Below are 17,337 nucleotides of genomic sequence, written 5' to 3'. Positions count from 1 at the left end.
GGGATATCGCGCGGACGCAGGGCGAGATAGCGGCGACGCGGAAGGCGACGGACGCGATTAAAAACGTCTCAGCAGACGAACTGGCGGCAGCGAAAACGGAGTGGCAGAAGGCGAATCCGGGTCAGGTTCCGACGCAGGGCGATATCGTTCAGCAGGCTTACCAGACGCTGTATAACCGAGAGATGCTGGCTACAGGCCTGGGAACCGGCGGCGCGTGGCAGCAGGGTATCAGTGCGGCGACCGCGGCGATAAAGGGCCTGGCGGGGGATAACCTGGCCCAGGCGGTGAGCGGGGCGGCCGCGCCGTACCTGGCGGAGCACATTCATAAGCTGACGACGACGAAAGGCCCGGACGGAAAGGACGTGGTGAACGTTCAGGCGAACCTGATAGCACACGCGGTGGTGGGTGCGGTGACGGCGTACGCGTCGGGCAATCCGGCACTGGCGGGCGCCTCGGGCGCGGCGATGGGCGAGTACATCGCGCAGCAGATGTATCCCGGGGTTAAGCGTGAGGACCTGAGCGAGGAGCAGCGCCAGACCATCAGCGCGCTGGCGGCGGGCCTGGCGGGCGGCATTACCGGAGACAGTACGGGCGGTGCGGTGGCGGGCGCGCAGGCGGGTAAAAATGCGGTTGAGAATAACTGGCTGAGCGTTCAGGAAGCCGACAGAAAGAGACAGCTGGAGACGAAGCGCGACTACCTGAAACAGGAACTGACATCGGCTGAAACGAAAGAACTGGCAAATATTAATCAGTCAGATAAAGCGCGTAATAAAGCAATAAAATCGGTCTGCACTGATGGCAATAAAGGTGGATCAGCCTGTGGTGCTCTGATTGGCCCGGCACAGGATGCACTGAAGAAGTACGGTGAAAATGCCACCTACTCATTACTGTACAAAGATTTATACCCACAGGATGTGAAAAATCTGGAAGGTGTTTTGCAGGGACTGGATGCAGGCAGCATTAGCCGCGACCAAGCCATCACAGCAATAGCAAAGGCCTCCGGTGTAAGCTGGGAAACAGCAGCAGGCCGTTATGATACAGCAATGCAAACTCAGGAGCTGACTGCCGCTCTGGCTGGTGCTTATGGGCTGAAGAGTGTAATTAAGGAACCGGCAAAAGAGAGTTCAGCTAAACAACAATCTCAGCCTTCAACGGGAAGAACAGCAGAGCCAAATAGAATTGCTGCTGACGAGGAAGCTTCAGGATGGTCGCAGTACGATAAATACCGTAATGAAAGTGGAGACTGGAACTGGCCTGCAAAGTTAGGTTTTGCCGAAGAACCAGTTAAAACAACGCTTCCTGTAGGTACTCGTTTGGATAGGTATGGAGAACCAAGTGGGTCTTTTCTGGCACCTAAGGGAACTCCTTATGAACAGCGCGCTCTTGCTCCTGGAGCGGGCGCAGAAAAATATTATGAATATGAGGTCATTAAAACTTTGCCAGTCATACAAGGAAAAATAGCCCCTGCTTTCGGTGAGGCTGGAGGAGGCATTCAGATTCTGCCTAATATGCAAGAGCGTGTGAATGTTGAATGGCTTCTGAAAAATGAATATATCCGTGAGGTTCACTAATATGCTAAGTATTGAAGAATTGCAAAAGAAAGTTGACGAACTGATTTTTAAAGCAGGCCTGCCAAGGCTTTCAGTTAATCTTTGTACAGCTCCTATTGGTGATGGAACTCCTTATATTTCATTTGAGAACGAAAAGTATAATTACATTTGTTCCGAAAGAGGATATGAGTTTTCCAGAAAGGTTACAGATTCAACAGATGAGCTACTTTATTGGATTATGTCAGAGCTTGCTTATAAGATCGCTTTTCAATATGAATTAGAAAATCGTATTGGTGGTAGAGATGGAAGGCGTATTGCTTTTCCAAATTATATTGAGCTAATGACGAAAATTAATTCGTCATGGAAATCAAAAGCAGAAGATGAAATTGAAAAAACTCTTGCTGCCAGTCCTTACGACGATAGCCTCTACTAATACTTTTAATTCAATTAATCCCGGCTACCGAGCCGGGATGTCTTTACTTGTCGATTACACCCTAGCCAGTCGGATGATCAACTGTCCCGGCCCGGTGATCACTTCAATCTTCTGCCCGGTCGTAAATCCCAGCGCCTCCAGCCATGGGCCTTTAATAGTGAGCTGTGGCAGCGGGTTCGGCTGGCCCCTGTTAGGCTGATATCCGACTTTATAATAATGCGCGGCGGTTGCGGCCGTGCGGGTTCCTGACTTATGATGCGTGTCAGCCATAATTAACTCCCATAGAGTTAGTTGTGGTCAGCAGGCTGTTGGTGTTCCAGCACCTTCAGCCCGTGCTAAAAATCTCTCGTTACATGTTTCCTGTTTCATTTCACCTATCCCTTCTTGCTGTGACCTTCTGTAATAACTTTACTGGCGGACTTTCATGTTGCGATTAATCGTTAGCCCACATCAAATCCCTTATCTGGATTACGGCCAATCTGTCTGCCGATAGCGATGATGGAATTGCGAAATGACACAGCTTTGATGTGACAGCGGGTGAGCACACATAATAGAACGGTGCGGTGATAGCCTCCATTGCCATCGCGGATAAAACCGTTCCGACACCAGAACGCGGGACTTCAGGAACATCGGGAACCGTGCGCACTAAACAATAGAGCACCCGAGCGTGGGAATGAGCATTAGCAGTGATTTTGAGGGCAACCCTTTTCAATAATTGCAGGTGCGACTTTGATGATTGCTCTTTTGTATCCGGGGGCAATTAAAATAGATCTGTAACTCAGTGTCGAAATATGCAGGCAAGTTGATAATCTGTGTTAACAGTCTGTATAAGCCGTATGCTTTTCTTAATGTAAAAATAGTGATTTTTTTCGGTGATTTTCCTTTTTTGTGGCAATGAGGTCTTGATAGCTCTGATTATTTTTGGTCTAATAATTCCATTAATATTGCTTAACAAATGAAGTACGCATTGATTCAAGTGGAGAATTCCATACTTAACACAAATTAAATGGCTGAAATACCATTTTCAAAGAGTGGAATTCAAACGCCAGATTTTTACAGACCAGCCTGTTTTAAAAACATCCGGGTATAAACAGATGCACTCCAGCCAATCTGAGCATCAGGCGCGGAGCGCTACAGGAAATTCCTGTCCGATACAGGCGGATAGATAAAGCGATAACCAGTCCGTCGGGTATGGGTGATTCAGGGAACGAAGTCCTGCGATTAACGCAGGTAAATAATGTTAAATTATGAAAAGGAATTAATCAGATGACATCTAAATTAACGATGCTGGCATTGCTGTGTGGCGGTTTGCTCGTGGGCAGCAATGCACTGGCTGATAATCACACTGTCTCTATCGGCTATGCTTAAAGTAAAGTTGAAGACTTCAAAAACATTCGCGGTGTCAATGTCCAGTATCGCTATGAATGGGATTCTCCTCTCAGTGTTATTGGTTCATTCAGCTACATGAAAGGCGATGAAAGTTTTTCTGAGCGCGAAGATTTTTATGGCGATGTCAGTGGATATGATGGAAAAACCAAAGTGAAATATTACTCATTGATGGCTGGTCCGGCCTATCGCATCAATGACTATGTCAGCTTCTATGGATTGGTTGGTATTGCCCATACCAAAGTGGATGAGAACATGACTTATTTTGACGCCTTTTCCGAAGAATATAGCGAAAATAAAACCTCTTTTGCCTATGGCGCAGGTATTGTCGTGAATCCAGTCAGCAATCTCTCTGTGAGCGCGGGCTATGAAGGTACTCGCGTGAAATATAACGACGATGTTGCCATCAATGGTTTCAACATCAGTATCGGCTACCGTTTCTGATCAAACGCTAAAATTCGCAACCCTGATTATCTGGTCAGGGTTGTTTAATTTCGGGTTTTGATAAGAGTGATAGTCTCTACGCTGAATCTGCTTTATACCTACTGCTCGTCTGTAAACGATAACGCAACAGGCTGTTCGAAACACTAAATTATTTACGTTATCCACTTGATTTTATTGCTTTTACATTTGCCATTGCAATGCGATTAATATGACGCTCACACCTCAGAACTCTCCTAAAAACTGGTCCTGATAGCAAAGTAACCAATTTCCTCCATTTATCTGATGTTGCATTTTCGGTCCATCTGTAAAACTTCATCTCAACAAACACGGCGCGTCGCGCACGCCGGTTATACCTCAGTTAACGAGGATGCTTTAACAGCAGGATTGCGCGGTAACACTTTTCAGGAGGAACTTCCTGTGAATAAATCAATGTTAGCGGGTATCGGTATTGGTGTGGCAGCAGCACTGGGTGTTGCAGCCGTAGCAGGCATGAACGTGTTTGATCGCGGTCCTCAATATGCACAGGTACTGTCAGCAACGCCAATCAAAGAGAGCATTAAACAGCCACGTCAGGAGTGCCGTAATGTCACTCTGACTCACCGTCGGGCCGTACAGGATGAAAACCGTCTTGCTGGCTCTGTTTTAGGTGCAGTGGCAGGTGGCGTGCTGGGTCACCAGTTTGGTGGCGGTCGCGGCAGGGATGTGGCGACAGTAGCCGGTGCGGTAGCGGGTGGTTATGCCGGTAATCAGGTCCAGGGCGGACTGCAGGATCGGGATACCTACACCACAACCGAACAGCGCTGCAAAACAGTTTATGACAAACAAGAGAAAAAACTGGGCTATGACGTGACCTATAAAATAGGCGATCAGCAGGGTAAAATCCGTATGGAAAATGACCCCGGCACGCGTATTCCACTGGACCGCAATGGTCAGCTGGTTCTCAACGGCGACCAGGCGTAATTGGGCAAAGCTTTGCCGCACTCGCGGCCACACAGCACAACGTAATACTGAAGTAATGAAAAAGGCGCATCTTATGGATGCGCCTTTTTTTATCGCCATTTCCCGCGCTTAACCGATTAGCTCAGCAGTGCGCGGGCAGGGACGTTACGCCTGATGTTCAGCCAGTTGTGAAACAAAGCCCTGCACCCACTCCATCCGTACCTTTCTTTCCGACAGTTCACGGGTAAAACGCAAGCGTGTCGGGCCATCCAGCTTCCACTGCTGAGGCTCTTTCTGCAGCAGACCTATCAGCCATGCTGGATCCACCTTGTTCTTCGGCGCGAAATCGAAATAACCGCCTTTGTCACTGGCTTCGATCTTACGCAGGCCGACAGCACGGGCCTTAAGCCGGATAATCGCCACATCCAGCAGGTTACGCGCCGGATCGGGCAGCAGACCGAAGCGGTCAATCATCTCAACCTTCAGCTCCTGCAACTCCTCTTCAGCCTCGGCGCTGGCGATACGTTTATAGAGAGAAAGACGGGTGCTGACATCCGGGATAAAAGTCTCGGGCAGCAAAGCAGGCATCCGCAGTTCAACTTCAGTCTGGTTGCTGGTGAGATCTTCCAGTGACGGCTCGCGACCTTCTTTCAGCGCATCGACCGCATTCTCCAGCAGCTCCATATAGAGTGTGAAGCCCAGCGTCTCCATCTGTCCGCTCTGCTCATCACCCAGCAGTTCGCCAGCACCGCGAATCTCCAGGTCGTGCGTAGCCAGCGCAAAACCGGCTCCCAGATCTTCCAGTGAGGCGATCGCCTCCAGACGCTTATGTGCATCGGCGGTCATCGATTTTGGATGAGGCGTTAACAGCCAGGCATAAGCCTGATGATGCGAACGCCCAACGCGACCACGCAGCTGATGCAGCTGTGCCAGACCAAAGTGATCGGCCCGCTCAATGATGATGGTGTTGGCGGTCGGAATGTCGATCCCGGTTTCGATAATGGTGGTACAGACCAGCACGTTAAAACGCTGATGATGGAAATCGTTCATCACCCGTTCCAGATCGCGCTCACGCATCTGGCCATGACCAATCGCCACCCGCGCTTCCGGCACCAGTTCGCTGAGACGCTGCGCCGCTTTCTCAATATTTTCAACGTCGTTGTAGAGGTAATAGACCTGGCCGCCACGCAGAACCTCACGCAGGATCGCTTCGCGGATCACCAGATCGTCAAATTCACGCACAAAGGTTTTCACCGCTAAGCGGCGGGCAGGTGGTGTGGCGATAATCGAGAGATCGCGCATGCCGCTCATGGCCATATTCAGGGTACGCGGAATCGGCGTGGCGGTCAGGGTGAGAATGTCCACATCGGCACGCATCGCCTTAATGCGCTCTTTGTGACGTACCCCGAAGCGGTGCTCTTCATCAACAATCAGCAAACCGAGATCGTGCCATTTGAGGTCGCTCATCAGCAGCTTATGGGTGCCGATTAAAATGTCGATCTTGCCGTCGCTGGCCTGTTCCAATACCTGCGTCTGTTCTTTGGCGGTACGGAAACGGGACAGCATCTCAATGCGAACCGGCCAGTTAGCGAAGCGATCGCGGAAGTTATCGTAGTGCTGCTGTGCCAGCAGCGTGGTCGGCACCAGCACGGCCACCTGTTTATGGTTCTCAATCGCCAGAAACGCCGCGCGCATCGCCACTTCTGTTTTACCGAAGCCGACGTCGCCGCATACCAGACGGTCCATTGCCAGCGGCTGGCACATATCACTCAGCACCGCATTGATCGCCTGCGCCTGGTCCGGTGTGGTTTCAAACGGGAAGCTTTCACAGAAGAGCTGATACTGCTCGCGATTATGCTTAAAGGCAAAGCCGGTTTTGGCGGCGCGCTGGGCGTAGATATCCAGCAGTTCAGCCGCCACATCACGCACTTTCTCCGCCGCTTTCTGCCGTGCGCGTGACCAGGCATCGCTGCCCAGTTTGTGTAGCGGGGCGTTATCGTCCGCGCCACCCGCATAGCGGCTGATCAGATGCAGCGATGAAACCGGCACATAGAGTTTTGCGTCATTGGCGTAGGAGAGCATCAGGTATTCCGCCTCAATGCCGCCCGCTTCCAGCGTAGTCAGGCCGATATAGCGACCGACACCGTGCTCCAGATGCACTACCGGCTGGCCGGGACTCAGTTCCGCCAGGTTACGGATCAGGATGTCCGGATTGATGGTACGGCGGGTATCCTGACGGCGACGGCTGACGCGTTCGCCCAGCAGATCGCTTTCGCAAATCAGCGCCCGGTTGCCCAGGATATCAATGAAGCCGCGCTCGCTGGCACCAATCATCAGACTAAAACGATCGTCGACGGTTTCATCAAGTCGATGCACAGGCTGAGGACGCAGTTTAATGCGGGCCAGCAACTCCTGCAGGGTCTCACGGCGACCTTCACTTTCTACTGAAAACACCACCGCACCGCTGAAGGTCTCAATAAACTGACGCAGATGATCGAGCGGCGCCTTTGCCTGCGCCTGTACGGCCAGATCGGGCAGCGGGGTATATCCGAGGTTGGTATTTGCTGCTTTGGCGGGCAGCACCTCATTGGTCATCTGAATGCGCGGCCAGGCTTTGAGTTCACCCATTAACGCATCAGGACGCAGCCACAGCGTGACCGGCTCCAGCAGCGGGCGCATCGGGTCAACGCGGCGGTTCTCATAGCGCGCTTCAGCATCGTGCCAGAACCGACTGGCGCTGCCTTCCAGATCGCCGCAGTTCACAATCAGGGTATTATCCGGCAGATAGCTGAACAGGCTGGGTAACGGCTGTTCAAAAAACAGCGGCTGCCAGTATTCAATGCCCGCAGGCAGCGTGCCTTTACTGACCTGCTGATAGACATGCTCCGACTCGCGGCGCACATCAAAAATTTCGCGCCAGCGGCTGCGGAACAGCTCGATAGCGGCTTTGTCGCTGGGGAACTCATGCGCAGGCAGCAGGTTAATCTCCGGTACCGCTTCCAGCGTGCGCTGACTGTCGACGTCGAACAGGCGCAGGCTGTCGATCTCATCATCGAAAAAGTCGATGCGGTAGGGCTGATCGCTGCCCATCGGGAACAGGTCGAGCAGGGCGCCGCGCGTAGCGTATTCACCGTGCTCCATCACCTGATCGACATGGCGATAACCAGCCTGCTCAAGCTGATCACGCAGGCGGTCGCGTGACAGTTTTTGCCCCTGCTTCATCACCAGCGCATGGCCGTGCAGGAAACTGTGCGGGCAGACGCGCTGCATCAGGGTATTGACCGGCATGATCAGCATACCGCGCTGCATCACCGGCAGCTGGTAGAGCGTCGACAGGCGCGCAGAGATAATATCCTGATGCGGCGAGAAGCTGTCGTAAGGCAGCGTTTCCCAGTCGGCGAGGTGTGCCACCGGCAGATCGGTAAACTGGCGAATCTCATCCAGCAGGCGCAGGGCGGTTTGCGTATCGGGGGTAATCATCAATACCGGACCAGCATGGCGCTCGGTAATGCTGGCACACTCCACCGCGTGCGCAGCGCCGATTAACTGGCCGAGCTGACGGTGATCGCCGGATTTAACGGGCAGGGTATAACGAGTCTGTTCGGGCATGGGATCTCGGGGTTGCTCCATTTTTCCAGGACGTAATCATTCCATATTATGTCAGGGGGATCACCTTTGCGGCACAATTTTCCTGCCGCGCCGCGCTGAACCGAAGGATCAGTCAGCCATTACCCGGCGTCTGGGGTAATGCAGCGGATAGAGAGAGAATAGACGGAGTCTGAGGAGGGATCAGAAAAAACCGCCGTCGCCATGCAGCGACGGGGTTAAACGGGCATTTTATTTTATGGATTGCTGTGTGTAATGCATACGTGGGCGGTCGATATTTGCCCAGGATAACTCCTGTTCAGGATGGTAGCTGAGGTTGCCGTCGTCCCACTTCACGTAGTAGCCGGCTGGTGCGTCTCCCTGCTCAAAGACGTTAATGATTTCGCCTCTGATCTCCCCGGATTTATGTTTAACAATGCTGCCCTTGGGAAATTTCAACATGGTCGCAACCTCTACTGCACGGTGAACAATTACCCTTTACTCTTTTACTGATTATAGTCTACCCGCTCTGGCGCTGGATAATCAGCCAATAAGCGGCGCCTTTATCGGCTATTCCGCGGCTTTGGCGTTGAAGGTGACGCATCCGGATGCAACTTTGCTGCCGACTCAGAGGGTTAGAGGTTTCATAAAGCCAGCCGGTCCTTTATCATCCCACTACCTATTTTCAGGCAACGGCTTACTGGATTCCATGTATCAACCTGTCGCGCTATTTATCGGTCTGCGTTATATGCGCGGACGAGCATCGGATCGCTTCGGTCGCTTTGTCTCCTGGCTCTCAACGATTGGCATTACGCTCGGCGTGCTGGCGATGGTCACTGTGTTATCGGTGATGAACGGTTTTGAGCGTGAACTCGAAGGCAATATTCTTGGCCTGATGCCTCAGGCGCTGATTACCAGCGACAAAGGCAGTCTCAATCCGCAACAGCAACCCGCCGCCTCGCTGAATTTGCAGGGCGTTCACCGCATCGCACCGCTGACCACCGCCAATGTGGTGCTACAAAGCCCGCGCAGCGTCTCCGTTGGCGTGATGCTGGGCATTAATCCGGATGAAAAAGATCCGCTGACGCCATTCCTGGTCAATACCCAGCAGAGCGTGCTGCAGGCCGGGCAGTACAATGTGATCCTTGGCGAACAGCTGGCGTCACAGCTTGGTGTAAAACGTGGCGATCAGCTGCGCCTGATGGTGCCGTCTGTCAGTCAGTTCACACCAATGGGACGTGTGCCGAGCCAGCGTCTGTTTACCGTGGCGGGCACCTATGCCGCCAACAGCGAAGTCGATGGTTATCAGATTCTGGTCAATCTGCAGGATGCGTCGCGCGTCATGCGCTATCCGGCCGGAAATATTACTGGCTGGCGACTGTGGCTGGACAAACCGCTGTCGGTTGACAGTCTGAGCCAGCAGGCACTGCCCGCAGGCATGGTCTGGAAAGACTGGCGTGAGCGCAAAGGCGATCTCTTCCAGGCCGTGCGCATGGAGAAGAATATGATGGGCCTGCTGTTGAGCCTGATCATCGCCGTGGCCGCTTTTAACATCATCACTTCGTTAGGCCTGCTCATCATGGAGAAACAGGGCGAAGTGGCGATCCTGCAAACCCAGGGCCTGACGCGGCGGCAAATAGTGGCGGTGTTTATGGTGCAGGGTGCCAGTGCCGGGATTATCGGCACGCTGCTCGGCACGCTGCTCGGTGTTTTGCTCGCCAGCCAGCTCAATAACTTAATGCCGGTCATTGGCCTCTTCCTTGATGGTGCCGCATTACCGGTTGATATTAATGTATGGCAGGTGGTCACCATCGCACTCAGCGCAATGATTGTGGCGCTGTTGTCTACGCTCTATCCTTCGTGGCGCGCTGCCGCCGTTCAACCTGCTGAGGCTTTACGTTATGAGTAACACTCCTTTGTTGCAGTGCCGCGACCTGTGCAAACGCTATCAGGAAGGCAGCGTGCAGACCGATGTGCTCCGCAATGTGGCTTTCAGCCTCCAGCCTGGTGAACTGACAGCGATTGTCGGCAGCTCCGGCTCCGGTAAAAGTACGCTGCTGCATCTGCTGGGCGGCCTGGATGCGCCGACGTCGGGCGACGTGGTGTTTGATGGTCAGTCACTGAATGCGATGTCCTCATCGGCTAAAGCCGAGCTGCGTAACCGCGAGCTGGGCTTTATCTATCAGTTCCACCATCTGCTGCCGGACTTCAGCGCGCTGGAGAACGTGGCGATGCCGCTGCTGATTGGTAAAACCGCCAAAGCAGAAGCGCAGGATCGCGCCCGTGAGATGCTGGCTGCGGTCGGGCTGGACCATCGTGCCGCACACCGGCCGTCTGAGCTGTCAGGTGGTGAACGCCAGCGTGTGGCAATCGCCCGTGCGCTGGTGAACCGTCCACGTCTGGTGATGGCGGATGAGCCAACCGGTAACCTGGATGCCCGCAACGCCGACGCCATTTTTGAATTACTGGGCGAACTGAATGTTCGTCAGGGCACCGCGTTTCTGGTGGTGACTCACGATCTGATGCTGGCAAAACGCATGACCCGCCAGATGGAGATGCGTGATGGTCAGTTAAGCGATCAGCTCACGATGGCAGGAGCGCTGTAATGGGTTCGTCGTTATCCCTGTTGCTGGGCCTGCGCTTTAGCCGTGGTCGCCGTCGTGGCGGCATGGTGTCGCTGATTTCGGTAATCTCCACCATTGGGATTGCGCTGGGCGTGGCGGTGCTGATTATCGGTCTGAGCGCCATGAACGGTTTTGAGCGTGAGCTGAACAACCGCATTCTGGCGGTGGTGCCGCACGGTGAGATCGAGGCGGTCAATCAGCCGTTCCAGCACTGGCAGTCGATGATTGCCCCGATTGAAAAGGTGCCCGGCATTGCGGCGGCGGCACCGTATGTTAATTTCACCGGCTTGATTGAGAGTGGCGCCCGACTGGAAGCGTTACAAGTGAAAGGCGTTGATCCGGCACAGGAGCCGCGCCTGAGCGCACTGCCACAGTTTGTGGCCGATAACGCCTGGTCCTCTTTTGCCGCCGGCAAGCAGCAGATCATTCTGGGCGGTGGCATTGCGAAATCGCTCAACGTGAAGCAGGGCGACTGGATCACCATCATGATCCCTAACAATGAGGGTGATAACAAACTGCTGCAGCCAAAACGTATCCGGCTGCAGGTCAGCGGTATCCTGCAACTGAGCGGCATGCTCGATCACAGTCTGGCGCTGGTGCCGCTGGCCGATGCACAGCACTATCTGGAGATGGGAGACAGCGTCTCCGGCATCGCCCTGAAGATGACCGACCCGTTCCAGGCGGTAAAACTGGTGCGTGATGCCGGTGAAGCGACCCGTTCTTACGTCTACATCAAGAGCTGGATCGGCACCTATGGCTACATGTACCGGGACATTCAGATGATCCGCGCCATCATGTATCTGGCGATGGTACTGGTGATTGGCGTCGCCTGCTTTAACATCGTCTCTACGCTGGTCATGGCGGTAAAAGATAAGAGCAGCGACATTGCGGTGCTGCGGACCCTCGGCGCGAAAGACCGGCTGATCCGCGCCATTTTTATCTGGTACGGTTTACTGGCCGGACTGCTGGGCAGCGTTAGCGGTGTGGTCGTGGGCGTGCTGGTGGCGCTGAATCTGACCTCACTGGTGCGCGGACTGGAGTCGATTACCGGCCATCATCTGCTGTCGGGCGATATCTACTTTATTGATTTCCTGCCATCGGAACTGCACTGGATTGATGTGTTCTCTGTACTGATTACCGCGATTCTGCTGAGTCTGCTGGCGAGCTGGTATCCCGCCAGACGTGCCAGCCGCATTGACCCGGCTCGGGTATTAAGCGGTCAGTGATAAAATGCGGCGCGAATCCTTTTCGCGCCGCATCTGTTTAGGACCTTTGCTGTTGGGCGCAGCCCTCAGCAACCGTTACTATCGGGTGATTGTTAACCCGGAATCTGTTAAGAGCGGCTCACCGCAGCTGCTACGCCAGGAGATTTTATGCGTACACCACGTCGCCGCATACGACTTGCCCGCCTGAAGAAAACCCGGAGAAAAGTGCATCAGCGCTTTCGCCAGCGCATTTTTGAGCGCGATCGTCAGGCCGAACTGGCCGCCCATCCTCAGCCGCATGTTGTGGTACTGACCGGTGCAGGTATCTCAGCGGAGTCCGGCATCCGGACTTTCCGCGCAGCAGACGGCCTGTGGGAAGAGCACCATGTGGAAGATGTTGCGACGCCGGAAGGCTTTCAGCGCGATCCCGCGCTGGTGCAGCGTTTCTACAATGCGCGACGGCAGCAACTGCAGGAGGCAGAGATTCAGCCCAATGCCGCCCATCTGGCGCTGGCTGAGCTGGAGCAGGTGTTAGGCGACAACTTTTTGCTGGTCACGCAAAACATCGACAATCTGCATGAGCGTGCCGGCAACAGCCGGGTGCTGCATATGCACGGTGAGCTGTTAAAAGTGCGTTGTGTCACCAGCGGTCAGGTGATTGAGTGGACCGGCGATATCACGCCGGACGATCGCTGCACCTGTTGCCAGTTCCCCTCTGCGCTGCGGCCGCACGTGGTGTGGTTTGGTGAGATGCCGCTGGGCATGGAGCAGATTTATCAGGCGCTGGAACAGGCCGATTACTTTATCGCTATTGGTACCTCAGGCCATGTCTATCCGGCCGCAGGTTTTGTTCATGAAGCCAAACTGCAGGGCGCACACACCGTTGAGCTGAACCTGGAGCCGAGCCAGGTGGGCAACGAATTTGCCGAGCGGCATTACGGCCTCGCGAGCGAAGTGGTGCCGGAGTTCGTGCATAAGCTGCTGCGCAGTCTTTATAAGTAAGCAGGGGCGGCTATTGCCGCCCCTGTTTTTTTGGCCGCCATGTTGGGAAGGTCATCAACATGGCGGGATTTGCCGCTACAATCTCGTCATCAGGCGTTTTTTTCGGGCTTATTGCTTTCCCAAAGGTCATCGACAGCGCTAACCTGTCTGCGAATGATTTTACGCAACGTTGTGACCGTCGGGTCTGTGAATAATACCGGACGGCACTTATAAAGGATGGGCTATGGAACAGTTACTTGAGCGCTTTTTGAGTTATGTGGCAGTTGAGACACAGGCTAAGCCGCAGGCGCGCCAGGTGCCCAGCAGTGAAGGGCAGTGGACGCTGGCGCGTCAGCTGCAGGAAGAGCTGCTGGCACTGGGTTTTGTCGATGTCACCTTAAGCGATCACTGCTGCGTCATGGGCACGCTGCCCGCCAATGTTGACTGGCCGACGCCGGTCATCGGTTTTATCTCCCACATGGATACGTCGCCTGACTTTACGGCGAAGCATGTCAATCCACAGATCATCGAAAATTATCGCGGCGGAGACATTGCGCTGGGTAACGGCAATGAAATTCTTTCACCGGTGATGTTCCCGGTGCTGCACAAGCTGATCGGTCATACGCTGATTACCACCGATGGCAAAACCCTGCTGGGCGCAGATGACAAAGCGGGCATTGCCGAGATCATGACGGCGATGGCGCAACTCGCACACAGCGATACGCCGCACGGTGCGATCCGTGTCGCCTTTACGCCGGATGAAGAGATCGGTCGCGGTACCTCACACTTCGATGTGGAAGCGTTCGCCGCTGACTGGGCTTACACTATTGATGGCAGCGATCTGGGCGAGTTCGAGTATGAGAACTTTAATGCCGCCTCGGCCACTGTCAAAATTGTCGGTAACAATGTGCACCCAGGCTCCGCGAAAGGCGTTATGGTTAACGCGCTGGAGCTGGCCAATCAGTTCCATGCCGCTGTTCCGGCTGGCGAAAAACCGCAGTTCACCGACGGCTATCAGGGTTTTTACCATCTGCACCAGATTAAAGGCAGCGTAGAACACGCCGAGATGCTCTATATCATTCGTGACTTCGAAACAGCGAGTTTTGAACAGCGTAAACAGACGCTGCTGCAGATTGCGGCGGAGATTAACAAAACTCTGCACCCTGACTGCTCGGTCACCGTTGAGATCACTAACAGCTATCGCAACATGCGTGAAAAGGTTGAGCCGTTCCCTCACATCATTGACCTGGCTTTACAGGCGATGCGTGACTGTGACATTGAACCGGTGGTGAAACCGATTCGCGGTGGCACAGATGGCTCGTCGCTGTCGTGGAAAGGATTACCTTGCCCGAACATCTTCACCGGTGGCTATAACTATCACGGCAAGCATGAATTCGCGTCGCTGAATATCATGGCGAAGTCGGTGGACGTCATTGTGCGTCTGTCAGAGCTGGCGGCGCAGAAGAAGAGTTAAATAAAAAGGCTCTCTGCCACAAGGGTCAGAGAGCCTGATTCAGCAGCAACGCAGGATTGCGCTCTGCCCGTTATTCGTCGTCGCCGAAGAACCAATACCCGGCATTCACCAGACCGGCAATCTGAGCCAGTACGGCCGGATCATCCAGCGCATCACCCAGATCCTCCAGCGTGATGCGATAGTGATTCGCCAGGACCGCCATCACATCAGGGCGTGAACACTCAACCCGCTCACCGTTGATGTAGACTGCATCGCCAATGGTCAGAACACGCAGGCCACCCAACCGGCTCAGGACATCACCCTGTTGCAGCGCATCATAAATTTCATCCGGCTGATAAGGCGGTTCCGGCGGCGCAACGTCAAGTTCGTGACGTGACTGTGAAATAAATTCGCCAAACCACTGCTCAAATTGCGCCGGCTGATTGACAACGTCCAGCATCAGCTGACGCACGCCTTCAATTTCCTGCGGCAGAATCTGCGACGGGCAATCACGTGAAGGCACATCCGGATCGCTGAAGCGCAGGCTGCCCAGCTCATTGGCCAGAGCGTAATCCGCAAAACCGCTGATTAACTCGCGACCGCTGGGGGCTCGGAAACCGACAGAATAGTTCAGGGCATTTTCCAGCGAATAACCTTCATGCGGGAATCCTGGCGGGATGTAGAGAATATCACCCGGCTCCAGCTCTTCATCGATGATGGCGTCGAAGGGTTCAACCTGCAGCAGGTCCGGATGCGGGCAATGCTGCTTCAGCGGCACTTTCTCACCCACGCGCCAGCGACGACGACCAGTACCCTGAATGATAAAGACATCATACTGATCAAAATGGGGACCTACGCCGCCGCCAGGTACGGCAAACGACACCATCAGGTCATCGACACGCCAGTCAGGCAGGAAACGGAAAGGGCGCATCAGCGCGGCAGAGGGTTCATGCCAGTGATTGACCGCCTGGACCAGTAGCGACCAGTTGTTCTCTCCCAGATGATCATAGCTCTCGAACGGGCCGTGGCTGACCTGCCATTTGCCATCCTGATGACTGACCAGGCGGCTATCCACCTCGTTCTCCATCGCCAGTCCGGCGAGTTCATCGGGTGAAAGTGGGTCGACAAAGTTTTTAAAACCACGCTTCAGCACCACCGGGCGTTTCTGCCAGTAACGCTGAATAAAATCGGGCCAGTTAATATCGAGCTGATAGTCCATAAAAGGGTTCCGCTTAGGGCTGTAAATGCCAGCAAGTATAACAGCCCTGAGGGTTTTCTACTCGCGGTGATGTTCGGGTTCCTGACGCTGGAAGACCACTTCCATGCGTGTTCCGCCCAGCGTGCTGCTGGAGGCGATCACGTTGCCCTCATATTGCTCAAGAATATCGCGCACCACCGCCAGGCCCAGTCCCTGACCGGGACGCAGCGTATCGGCGCGCTGACCCCGGACAAACACTAAATCGCGCTTGCTCTCAGGAATGCCTGGGCCATCGTCGTCAATATAGAGATGGAGTGCATTTTCACTCTGAAAAGCGCTGATTTCGATAAACTCCAGACAGTACTTGCAGGCGTTATCCAGCACGTTGCCCAGCACTTCCATAAAGTCATTCTGGTCGCCAATAAAGGATAACTCCGGTGAGATATCCAGCGTAATCGCCACGCCTTTGCGCTGATAGACTTTATTCAGTGCCGAACAGAGCTTGTCGAGCAGACCGGAAACGGAATGGACATCGCGCTGCAGTGGATTGTGATCGGCCTGCATGCTGGCACGATGCAGATAATAACCGACCTGCTGCGAGATACGGCTTATCTGCTCCAGCATGACCGGCTCAGCCTGTTCCACCGTCAGCTCTTTGCCGTTACGCAGCGAGCGCAGGGTGCTCTGCAGCACGGCCAGCGGCGTTTTCAGACTGTGGGTCAGGTCAGAAAGGGTGGTGCGATAGCGGGTATAACGCTGCCGCTCATTGGTCAGCAACAGATTGAGGTTGCGCACCAGACTGCGCAGTTCCTGCGGCGGATTATCCGCCAGATTCTCGCGCTGGCTGGTCTCCAGTTCGCGCACCTGCTGTGTCAGCGCGCCTATTGGCCGCAGACTCCAGTGCGCCGCCAGCCACAGCAATGGAATGATGAGTATCAGGTTGGCCGCCAGCACGTAGCTGAACCATGACCAGACCACATCAGAATGCTGCAACTCCTGCGGGATCGAGTCGACCACCACAATGGTGAGCGCAGGCAGATTGGTGGTGGCATCGTAGCGGTTAACGGCAATCGAGTGGGTAAAGGTGTCGTTGCTGTCCGTGTCCCAGTCGTTGAGCCGCTGCTTAGCATTAACGTTATTGCCCATCGCCACCATACTGGTGCGGTTGCTGGTATCAATCTCGTAGAAGTCAGGCTTCAGTAGCCACTCGCGGCGGATTTTTTTGCGGATATCCGGGACGTCGCGTTGCTGCCACAACAGCTTGCCGTGCTCATCGTAAATGAATACCAGCGTCGGGAAGTTAAGCGTCATTCGTTCCGGCTGGGCGATGGTGAGCGTGTTGTCATGCCATTGCGCCAGCGTAAAGAACAGATTGCTCTCGCCACGCATCACGCGGTAGGTGTTTTTATCGAAACTCACCACATAGCCAATCACCGCGACCATGCCGTAAGAGAGTGAGAGGAACAGAACTATCGCTGCGGAGGCCAGCAGAAAGCGGGCGCGCAGCGAAATCGGGCGATAATGATTAAACCAGGACAT

At 54.3% G+C, this 17,337-nt stretch carries 13 protein-coding genes and 1 pseudogene; 9 read left to right on the top strand and 5 right to left on the bottom strand.

The window, feature by feature from the left end:
* Positions 1-182 precede the first annotated feature (182 nt).
* Positions 183-1,571, top strand: coding sequence for a glycohydrolase toxin TNT-related protein (locus HZZ01_RS06895; protein ID WP_179896049.1), 1,389 nt, complete (start codon positions 183-185; stop codon positions 1,569-1,571).
* Position 1,572: 1 nt separating this feature from the next.
* Entirely contained in the window at positions 1,573-1,983 is a 411-nt protein-coding gene (locus HZZ01_RS06890; protein WP_255434133.1) for an Imm63 family immunity protein, read from the top strand.
* A gap of 54 nt (positions 1,984-2,037) precedes the next feature.
* Here HZZ01_RS06890 and HZZ01_RS06885 read toward each other — a convergent pair whose 3' ends face one another.
* Positions 2,038-2,253: a SymE family type I addiction module toxin gene (locus HZZ01_RS06885; protein WP_179896047.1), complete on the bottom strand. Its 216-nt coding sequence runs from the start codon at positions 2,251-2,253 to the stop codon at positions 2,038-2,040.
* 996 nt (positions 2,254-3,249) lie between these two features.
* On the opposite strand from HZZ01_RS06885, the pseudogene HZZ01_RS06880 reads away from it, so the two are divergent.
* Together HZZ01_RS06880 and HZZ01_RS06875 are read left to right on the top strand one after the other, a co-directional pair.
* A pseudogene (locus HZZ01_RS06880) lies at positions 3,250-3,813 on the top strand (Ail/Lom family outer membrane beta-barrel protein).
* 417 nt (positions 3,814-4,230) lie between these two features.
* Positions 4,231-4,773 (top strand): glycine zipper 2TM domain-containing protein, encoded by a 543-nt coding sequence (locus HZZ01_RS06875; protein ID WP_003849847.1) that lies wholly within the window; start codon positions 4,231-4,233, stop codon positions 4,771-4,773.
* 144 nt (positions 4,774-4,917) lie between these two features.
* Here HZZ01_RS06875 and mfd read toward each other — a convergent pair whose 3' ends face one another.
* Together mfd and HZZ01_RS06865 are read right to left on the bottom strand one after the other, a co-directional pair.
* Positions 4,918-8,361, bottom strand: coding sequence for a transcription-repair coupling factor (mfd, locus tag HZZ01_RS06870; protein WP_179896046.1), 3,444 nt, complete (start codon positions 8,359-8,361; stop codon positions 4,918-4,920).
* A gap of 228 nt (positions 8,362-8,589) precedes the next feature.
* Positions 8,590-8,799: a hypothetical protein gene (locus HZZ01_RS06865; protein ID WP_090962155.1), complete on the bottom strand. Its 210-nt coding sequence runs from the start codon at positions 8,797-8,799 to the stop codon at positions 8,590-8,592.
* Between the two features lie 247 nt (positions 8,800-9,046).
* Between HZZ01_RS06865 and lolC the strand changes: the two genes are divergently transcribed.
* The 5 genes from lolC (at position 9,047) to pepT (ending at position 14,621) form a co-directional block, all read left to right on the top strand.
* Complete coding sequence (gene lolC / locus HZZ01_RS06860) at positions 9,047-10,246, top strand: lipoprotein-releasing ABC transporter permease subunit LolC (RefSeq protein WP_179896045.1); 1,200 nt, start codon at positions 9,047-9,049, stop codon at positions 10,244-10,246.
* Positions 10,239-10,943, top strand: coding sequence for a lipoprotein-releasing ABC transporter ATP-binding protein LolD (gene lolD / locus HZZ01_RS06855; protein ID WP_179896044.1), 705 nt, complete (start codon positions 10,239-10,241; stop codon positions 10,941-10,943). Before lolC ends, lolD begins: the two co-directional genes overlap by 8 nt.
* Positions 10,943-12,187, top strand: coding sequence for a lipoprotein-releasing ABC transporter permease subunit LolE (gene lolE / locus HZZ01_RS06850; protein ID WP_179896043.1), 1,245 nt, complete (start codon positions 10,943-10,945; stop codon positions 12,185-12,187). The genes lolD and lolE overlap by 1 nt, the downstream gene beginning before the upstream one ends.
* 147 nt (positions 12,188-12,334) lie before the next feature.
* Positions 12,335-13,168, top strand: a complete 834-nt coding sequence (cobB, locus tag HZZ01_RS06845; RefSeq protein WP_179896042.1) for a Sir2 family NAD+-dependent deacetylase — start codon at positions 12,335-12,337, stop codon at positions 13,166-13,168.
* Positions 13,169-13,391: 223 nt separating this feature from the next.
* Positions 13,392-14,621: a peptidase T gene (pepT, locus tag HZZ01_RS06840; RefSeq protein ID WP_179896041.1), complete on the top strand. Its 1,230-nt coding sequence runs from the start codon at positions 13,392-13,394 to the stop codon at positions 14,619-14,621.
* A 70-nt stretch (positions 14,622-14,691) separates the two neighbouring features.
* On the opposite strand, the gene HZZ01_RS06835 is transcribed toward pepT, so the two are convergent.
* Together HZZ01_RS06835 and phoQ are read right to left on the bottom strand one after the other, a co-directional pair.
* Positions 14,692-15,819, bottom strand: coding sequence for a cupin domain-containing protein (locus tag HZZ01_RS06835; RefSeq protein WP_179896040.1), 1,128 nt, complete (start codon positions 15,817-15,819; stop codon positions 14,692-14,694).
* Positions 15,820-15,876: 57 nt separating this feature from the next.
* Positions 15,877-17,337, bottom strand: coding sequence for a two-component system sensor histidine kinase PhoQ (phoQ, locus tag HZZ01_RS06830; RefSeq protein WP_179896039.1), 1,461 nt, complete (start codon positions 17,335-17,337; stop codon positions 15,877-15,879).

This window comes from Pantoea sp. WMus005 (assembly GCF_013415305.1).
Taxonomy (GTDB): Bacteria; Pseudomonadota; Gammaproteobacteria; order Enterobacterales; family Enterobacteriaceae; genus Pantoea; species Pantoea rara.
Note: the sequence above shows the minus strand (reverse complement) of the source record. Positions and strands in the feature narration are given on the sequence as shown.